Origin of the sequence: Streptomyces sp. T39 (assembly GCF_008042045.1) — a bacterium.
Taxonomy (GTDB): domain Bacteria; phylum Actinomycetota; class Actinomycetes; order Streptomycetales; family Streptomycetaceae; genus Streptomyces.
On sequence record NZ_RDBP01000263.1, the window covers coordinates 1 to 6,350 of the forward strand.

Consider the following 6,350-nt stretch of genomic DNA (forward strand, 5'->3'; position numbering starts at 1 on the left):
ACGCCGTCGGACGCACCCTCGCGGAGCGGCCCGAGGTGATGACCCTCGTCTCGATCACCGGCGACTACCAGGTCTGCGCCCATGTCGCACTCCACGACCCCTACCACCTGCAGGAGTTCCTCACCGGGGTGGTGGGGGCGCTGGACGGCGTCGGCGAGATCGACGTGACCATCCTGCTGCAGGTCTTCAAGCGCGGCGGCTTCGCCGCGGTGGGGGCGCGTGCCGCCGGCCCGGACGGGACACGTCCGCGGAACGGCGGCGCGCGGGAGGCCGGTCATGCGCCGACGGCGGCCCGGCCCACCGCCGCGGAGGGCACGGCGAAGCCGCCGCGCTTGAAGACCTGCAGCAGGATGGTCACGTCGATCTCGCCGACGCCGTCCAGCGCCCCCACCACCCCGGTGAGGAACTCCTGCAGGTGGTAGGGGTCGTGGAGTGCGACATGGGCGCAGACCTGGTAGTCGCCGGTGATCGAGACGAGGGTCATCACCTCGGGCCGCTCCGCGAGGGTGCGTCCGACGGCGTCGAGGCGGTCGTAGCCGACGTTCAGCCACAGCAGCGCCTCCGTGGTGCACCCGAAGAGCGACGGGGCGACGTCGGCGCGTATGCGGATGACGTCCTGTTCGAGGAGCGAGGCGAGCCGGCGGGAGGCGGTGGCCTGGCTGACGCCGAGTTCGGACGCCAGCCGGGTGGTCGACATCCGGCCGTCCTGCGCGAGGAGCGCGGCCATCCGCAGTTCGTCGGGGTGCAGCGTCACCTCTCCGCGCCGTGCGCCGAAGGGCGCACGGGAGGGCTGCCGCAGCGCCGCCTCCTCGGCGGGGGTGAGCGCGCCGCCGTTCCATTCGTGGCTGCCGGTGTAGAAGCGCAGGACGGGGTGGGAGGAGGAGCTGCGGACCTGGGGCGGCAGACCGTCGAACAGCAGGGTGCGCAGCGATTCGTCGCTCTCGGGGATCAGCTCCACGAAGTGGTCGAAGGAGCCCAGCAGTGCCATCACCGTCCGGGTCTCGTGGAGCCCGCAGAACCTCTCCGCGACCTTCCGGGCGTGACCGGTCTCCGTGCGCAGCCGCAGCAGCACGGGGGCGGGCCGGCCGATCAACTGCGTGTCGAGCAGCCCGACCACACGGATCAGGCCGGCTTCCAGCAACCGCTGGCCGCGACGTGCGACGGTGCGTTCGGACAGGCCGAGGGGCTGGGCGATCTGTTCCCACGGAGCTCGGCCGTGCAGTTGCAAGGCGGAGGCGATACGCCGGTCCGTGTCGTCTGCGATGTCATTGCTACTCATGCGTGGCTCCATCATGTCGAATCCATGCAGCGGATAGTAATCTCTTGACGGTTTGATTCATCAGATGTCAGAGTGACCGACGCATCGCACACCGTGTTGAGGGGGGTACGGGTGGAACGCGCGGCACAGGTGAAGGCCGGATTATCCGCGGGGGCGGGTACCGGCGACGGCCCGGGGCAGGCCAGTGCCCCGGCGGGCGTCGAGCCCCGCGGCCGGGCCGACGGTCCGGCCGCCCCCGGCTCCCCGGACGCCGCCCGCGATACGGCCGGCGGCCCCGAGACGGACGCCGGCCCCGAGGGCGCTCCCGCCCCCGGCCGGCGCAACCTCGTCGCCGCCACCGTGGGCAACGCCCTGGAGTGGTACGACTGGAACGTCTACGCGCTGATGGCGCCGTTCTTCGCTACGAAGTTCTTCGTCGCGGGGGGTGTCGGCACGGCATTGATGTCCTCGCTCGCGGTGTTCGCGGTGGGCTTCGTGGCCCGGCCGGTCGGCGGACTGGTGATGGGGGTGATCAGTGACCGGCGCGGCCGGCGCACGGCCATGCTCGTGTCGATCGCGCTCATGGCGGCGGGCAGCCTCATCATCGGACTGACCCCCGACTACGGGACGGTCGGTGTCCTCGCCCCCGTCCTGCTGGTGACGGCCCGGTTGGTCCAAGGGCTCTCCGCCGGCGGCGAGTTCGCGGCTGCCGCAGCCTATCTGGTGGAGTCCGCCCCCACCGGGCGCAAGGGCCTCTACTCCAGCTTCCTCTACATCGGCAACCTCGCCGGCACGCTCCTCGCCTCGGGGCTCGGCGCACTGCTCGCCCTCCTGCTCGAACACGATGCGATGCAGTCCTGGGGCTGGCGGATCCCGTTCATCGTCGGCGGCGTCGCCGCCCTGGTGCTCGGTGTGCTGCGGCGCGGGATGGACGAGACGCTCGGCGGGGAAGCCCGCCGCGCCGCGGCACGGGACGGCCTGTTCGCGCCGCTGCGGCGCAACGCGCGGGCGGTCCTCACGCTGTGCGGCCTCACCGCGGGCGCCACCGTCGTCTACTACACCTGGATCGTCGGCCTGCCCGCCCGGGCCACCGCGGAGGCGGGCGTCAGCCGCGGCCACGCGCTGCTCGCCACCACGCTCGCCCAACTGGCCCTGCTGGCGGCGCTGCCGGCCGCCGGCATGCTCGCCGACCGGATCGGGCCGCGCCGGATGGTGATGGTCTTCGCCGGCGGGTTCGCCGTCGCCGGCGTCCCGCTCCACGCCCTCGCCGGAGTCTCCTTCGGCGGACTGCTCACCGCCGAGATCACCGGGCTGCTCCTGTTCAGCGGTTACGGCGCCACCGCCGCCCTCGTGATGGCGGAGCTGTTCCCGCGCGGGGCCCGCGGCACCGGCATCGGTCTGCCCTACGCGGCGACCGTCGCGGCCTTCGGCGGCACCGCGCCCTACGTCGGCCTCTGGGCGAGCGACCACGCCCCCGACATGGCCTTCCCCGCGTACGTCGCCGTGCTGTGCGCGGTCACCTTCCTCGTCGCGCGCTTCCGTCTCGCCCCGGACCGGCCCGCCCCGCCCCCGGCACGCGGCCCGCACGCCCGGGGCTGAGCCGGACGGCCGGGCCGCGCCCCGCACCCACTCCTTCGTCTGCTGCCGCACCCGTATCGGAGACACCATGCCTCTCGACCTCACCACCGACGCGCAGGCCGGTATCGCCGCCCTCCGCTCCCGCATCGACACCATCGACACCGAGATCAGCCGTCTCGTGGCCGAGCGGCGTGAGCACTCCCACCACATCCAGCGGATCCGTCTCGACGGCGGCGGACCGCGCACCCAGCTCGGCCGGGAGAACGAGGTCATCGCCCGCTACACCGGCAGCCTCGGCTCCGCCGGCACCGCCCTCGCCCACCTCCTGCTCACCACGTGCCGGGGCCCGCTGCCGGCCACCGCGCAGGGCACCGCCGACGAGGACCCGGAGCACCGCGCATGATGATCGGCACCGAGGTGGTGGCGTCCTACGCCCTCGTGGCACTGCTCGGTGCCATGTCCCCGGGCCCGGACTTCGCCCTGGTCAGCCGCTTCGCGGCACTGCGGGGGCGGCTCGCGGGCCTGGGGGCGGCGGCGGGCGTCGCCGCGGGCATGGCGGTCAACACCGTCGCCGCCGTGGTGGGCGTCGGCGCCGCGCTCGCCGCCTCGCCCACGGCCTTCCGGGCGATCACGCTGGCCGGTGCGGCCTACCTCTGCTACCTCGGTGTCCGTTCCCTGCTCGCGGCCCGGGCGGCCGACGGCGGCGGTCTCCAGGACGCCGGCGCCGGGCAGGCGGAGGGCGGCGTGCGGTGGGCCGCGTTCCGGCAGGGGCTCATCACCAACGTCCTCAACCCGAAGTCGATCGTGTTCCTCGTCGCCCTGCTCCCGCAGTTCCTGACGGACCGTTCGACCTGGGCGGACAAGTCGGTGCTGGGCGCTGTCACCGTCCTCATGGTGTTCGTCTGGTTCTGCGCGGTCTCGCTCGCCGTGGGCGCCTTCCAGGCCGCCTTCCGGCGCCCCGCCGCCCGACGCGTCCTCAACGTCGCGACCGGCACGGTCCTCGTCGCCCTCGCACTCGTCATCGTCCTGAACGCCTGAACGCCTGAACGCCTGAACGCCTGCATGGCTAACGGCTGAACGGCTGACCGCCCGACCGCGGGACGTCCCCGCACCCGAACCCGTCTCCACCACCACGCCGGCCACCGGTCCGCGGACCTGCCGGAGCGTCGCTCCGTGCCCCGGCCCCGGTTTCCGGAGTCCTGCCCCGCGCCACCGCACCACCAGCAGCGGCCCGTCACACCGTCGTGCCGAGCCATCCGTCAGCGCACCAACGGACCGGAGGGGAACGTGCCCGCACACCCCTTGTACGACGTCATCGCCGTCGGCTGCGGCCCTTCCAACCTCAGCCTCGCCGCCCTCGCCACCGAGGTGCCCGGCCTCCGCATCGCCGTCCTGGAACGTGACACGGCGATGCGCTGGCACCCCGGCCTCATGCTCCCGGGGGCGAAGCTCCAGGTCTCGCCCTGGAAGGACCTGGTCAGCCTCGCCTCCCCGACGAATCCGCACTCCTTCCTCAACTACCTGGTCTCCAGCGGACGCATCCACCGCTTCCTGGTGAGCTCCCGCAGCGCCGTCAGCCGCAAGGAGTTCGAGCAGTACTACGCCTGGGCCGCCGACCGGGTGGGCTCGGTCCGCTTCGGCCAGGGGGTCCAGGCCGTGGAACGCGTCCCGGAGGGGTTCAGCGTCCACACCGCCGACACCACGTGGCGGGCCCGCAACCTCGTGCTCGGCGTCGGCCGGCGCCCCTACGTGCCCGCGCAGGTGCGGCCGTTCCTCGGCCCCGGTGTCTTCCACGCCCACGACTTCCTCCGGGCCCCGCGCCGTACCGGAGGAGCACGGGTCCTGGTGGTCGGCGGCGGCCAGAGCGCCGCGGAGATCGTCCACCACCTGCTCTCCGCCCCCGGCGCGCTGCCCGGCGAACTCGTGTGGGCCACCGGCCGGACCGGCCTCCCGCCGCTCGACGACTCCCCGTTCAGCAACGACTGGTTCACCCCCGGCGCGGTCGACCACTTCCACCGGGCCGGCCCCAAGGTCCGCGCGCGGCTGCTCGAAGCGCTCACCTACGCCAGTGACGGAGTCAGCGAGGGCCTGCTGGCCGACATCTACCGCCGTCTGTACGAGCTGGACTACCTGGAGGACACCGCCTTCGCCCACGCCGTCCTGCCCGGCTGCCGGCTCGACCAGCTGAACCGTGCGGAGCACGGCTACGAGGCCCTGCTCTCCGGGATGGGTCCGGGCGACGAGCGGATCGCCGCCGTCGATACCGTGGTCCTCGCCACCGGCTACGACTCCGGCGCACCCGAGTTCCTCGCCCCGCTCCTGGAGGAGCTGCCGCTCCACGACGACGGCACCTTCCGGACCCGCGCCGACTTCCGTCTCGACACGGCCACGGCAGCGGCGGAGCCCGGGGCGCCCGTCGGCACGGGCGGTGTCTGGGTGCAGAACGCAGCCCGCCACAGCCACGGCGTGGCGGACCCCAACCTCAGCCTCTCCGCCTGGCGCAGTGCGGTCATCCTCAACTCCCTCACCGGCCGGCGGACGTTCAGGACCGAGGGCTTCGACACCACCTTCGCCTTCGATCCGGCCGCCGGCCCGGCCCCCGCCCTGCGCCACCACACCCCGCCCGCCCTGGAAGAAGGGACGTTTCTCCCGTGATCGCCGTGCCCCACGTCCCGAGCGCGCGGACCGCCGAGGACATCGCCCACCTGCCCCGTACGGGGGTGCTCGGCGCCGAACTGCAACTTCACGGCGACGGCACCACCCTGCTGGAATTCGTGCTGCCCGACCGCTTCCCCGACGGCCCCGACGTGCCCGTCAAGGTGAACTGGTGGAGCCTCGACCCCGGCGAGAGCACCCCGGCCGAGAGCCACCGCGTGCACGAGATGTGGCTGGTCTCCGCCGGCGAGGCCGACCTGCGGCTCGGGGACGAGGTCATCCGGGTCCGCGCCGGGCAGAGCGTCTTCATCCCCTCCGACGTGCCCCACCAGGCCGTCAGCCGGGGGCCCGGGCCGCTCGTCGGCTTCGCCGTCTGGTGGGACCCCAGGTGACCGCCCGACCGGCCGACCTGCTGATCGTCGGCGGCGGAGTCATCGGGGCCACCGCCGCCTGGGCGGCCGCCCGCCGCGCACCCGGCACCCGGATCGTGCTCGCCGACCGGGGCCGGCCCGGCGGCGGCGCCAGCGCGCACTCCGCCGCCCTCGTCGTCCCGTACGCCCCCGACGCCACCCACCGCGCGCTCATGGGACAGGCGGGCAGGCTGCTCGCCGCCACGCCGCTCGCGGACTTCCGGCGGCCCCAGCCCATGGTCTTCGTGGTGCCCGAGCACACCGCCGCGACCGTGGCGGACCACTTCCTCGGCGGCACCCTCCCCGAGGCGGGACCCGACCGGCTCGCCGAACTCCGCACCGCCTGGCCCGGTTTCGCGCCGCGCCCCGGGGAGACCGTCCTCGACGCGGGGGACCGGTGCGCGCTCCTCGACGTACCCGGCTGGATCGGGGCCGTCCTCGGCGGCGCC

7 protein-coding genes and 1 pseudogene are annotated in these 6,350 nt (G+C 73.9%); 7 read left to right on the top strand and 1 reads right to left on the bottom strand.

Annotated features, from left to right (window positions below):
• Nucleotides 1-38: 38 nt before the first annotated feature.
• Nucleotides 39-122, top strand: a pseudogene (locus EAO77_RS41645) (hypothetical protein); the annotation flags it as partial.
• Between the two features lie 152 nt (nucleotides 123-274).
• On the opposite strand, the gene EAO77_RS37935 reads toward EAO77_RS41645, so the two are convergent.
• Nucleotides 275-1,279 (bottom strand): Lrp/AsnC family transcriptional regulator, encoded by a 1,005-nt coding sequence (locus tag EAO77_RS37935; protein ID WP_187283624.1) that lies wholly within the window; start codon nucleotides 1,277-1,279, stop codon nucleotides 275-277.
• Nucleotides 1,280-1,390: 111 nt separating this feature from the next.
• Between EAO77_RS37935 and EAO77_RS37940 the strand changes: the two genes are divergently transcribed.
• The 6 genes from EAO77_RS37940 to EAO77_RS37965 all read left to right on the top strand — a co-directional run.
• Nucleotides 1,391-2,857 (top strand): MFS transporter, encoded by a 1,467-nt coding sequence (locus tag EAO77_RS37940; protein ID WP_261994350.1) that lies wholly within the window; start codon nucleotides 1,391-1,393, stop codon nucleotides 2,855-2,857.
• A gap of 67 nt (nucleotides 2,858-2,924) precedes the next feature.
• Nucleotides 2,925-3,239: a chorismate mutase gene (locus tag EAO77_RS37945; RefSeq protein WP_147992807.1), complete on the top strand. Its 315-nt coding sequence runs from the start codon at nucleotides 2,925-2,927 to the stop codon at nucleotides 3,237-3,239.
• Nucleotides 3,236-3,874, top strand: coding sequence for a LysE family translocator (locus tag EAO77_RS37950; RefSeq protein ID WP_222723757.1), 639 nt, complete (start codon nucleotides 3,236-3,238; stop codon nucleotides 3,872-3,874). The genes EAO77_RS37945 and EAO77_RS37950 overlap by 4 nt, the downstream gene beginning before the upstream one ends.
• Nucleotides 3,875-4,123: 249 nt before the next feature.
• Nucleotides 4,124-5,491 (top strand): lysine N(6)-hydroxylase/L-ornithine N(5)-oxygenase family protein, encoded by a 1,368-nt coding sequence (locus EAO77_RS37955; RefSeq protein WP_187283625.1) that lies wholly within the window; start codon nucleotides 4,124-4,126, stop codon nucleotides 5,489-5,491.
• Nucleotides 5,488-5,883: a cupin domain-containing protein gene (locus EAO77_RS39375; protein WP_187283626.1), complete on the top strand. Its 396-nt coding sequence runs from the start codon at nucleotides 5,488-5,490 to the stop codon at nucleotides 5,881-5,883. The genes EAO77_RS37955 and EAO77_RS39375 overlap by 4 nt, the downstream gene beginning before the upstream one ends.
• A partial coding sequence (locus EAO77_RS37965; protein ID WP_187283627.1) for an FAD-dependent oxidoreductase occupies nucleotides 5,880-6,350 on the top strand: 471 nt, incomplete at its 3' end. The genes EAO77_RS39375 and EAO77_RS37965, both read left to right, overlap by 4 nt.

What these genes read in the sequence shown, in the direction of transcription:
- EAO77_RS37935 (WP_187283624.1), bottom strand. Translation starts at nt 1,279, where the DNA reads ATGAGTAGCAATGACATCGCAGACGACACGGACCGGCGTATCGCCTCC.
- EAO77_RS37945 (WP_147992807.1), top strand. Translation starts at nt 2,925, where the DNA reads ATGCCTCTCGACCTCACCACCGACGCGCAGGCCGGTATCGCCGCCCTC.
- EAO77_RS37950 (WP_222723757.1), top strand. Translation starts at nt 3,236, where the DNA reads ATGATGATCGGCACCGAGGTGGTGGCGTCCTACGCCCTCGTGGCACTG.